This is a genomic window from Halorubrum sp. SS7, from assembly GCF_005435055.1.
Lineage (GTDB): Archaea > Halobacteriota > Halobacteria > Halobacteriales > Haloferacaceae > Halorubrum > Halorubrum salinarum.
In genome coordinates this window covers 1-840 of the sequence record NZ_SGXV01000165.1, presented here as the reverse complement: position 1 = coordinate 840, position 840 = coordinate 1, and the positions used below count along the sequence as shown (strand labels likewise).

Sequence of the window (840 nt, the reverse complement as noted above, 5' to 3'; positions counted from 1 at the left end):
TGGAGTCGTGGGACGGGCTGACCGCGAGCAACGCCGGCGTCTATCCGCAGATCGTCGGCTCGATCATCATCGTCGGGTTCATGGCGGTCCTCGCGTTCCCGGTCGGGATCGGCGCGGCCATCTACCTCGAGGAATACGCGCCGAACTCCGGATTCCGCGGCCGGCTCGCGACGCTGTTGGAGGTGAACATCTCGAACCTCGCCGGCGTCCCCTCGGTCGTGTACGGGCTGCTGGGGCTCGCGCTGTTCCGGCGGACGCTCGGGTTCGGGACCGGCATCGTCGTCTCGGCGTCGGGGACGCTCGGACTGCTCATCCTCCCCATCGTCATCGTCTCGACGCAGGAGGCGCTGCGCTCCGTCCCCGACGACCTCCGGCAGGGCTCGTACGGCATGGGCGCGAGCCGGTGGCAGACGCTCCGCGAGGTCGTCCTGCCCGAGGCCATTCCGGGGACCCTCACCGGAACGATCCTCGCGTTGGCGCGGGCGATCGGCGAGACCGCGCCGCTCGTCATCATCGCGGTCGCCACGACGACCTACAGTCCGCCGAGCGGGCTGTTCTCCAGCGCGACGGCGCTCCCGCTACAGATCTTCGCCGCGTCGGCCAACGCGAAGCCGGAGTTCCGACACGGGGTCGTCCCGGCGGCGGCCGTCGTGTTGCTCACCCTGATGCTGCTGATGAACGCGACGGCAATCGTTATCCGAAACAAGTACGGACGTGAGACCTAACCAATGAGCGAATCAGACAGTTCCCCGAAGATCCAGACGACCATCGAGACCGGCGACGAAGCGTCGCGGGACGCCCCGCTCGACGCACGTGACACGGTCATCGAGACGCGTGACC

Annotated in this window: 1 protein-coding gene; it reads left to right on the top strand. The window is 68.2% G+C overall.

The features are described from left to right. Positions 1 to 725 (top strand): phosphate ABC transporter permease PstA (gene pstA, locus EXE44_RS17380; RefSeq protein ID WP_137718004.1); only part of this gene is annotated, 725 nt, incomplete at its 5' end. Between the last annotated feature and the right edge of the window lie 115 nt (positions 726 to 840).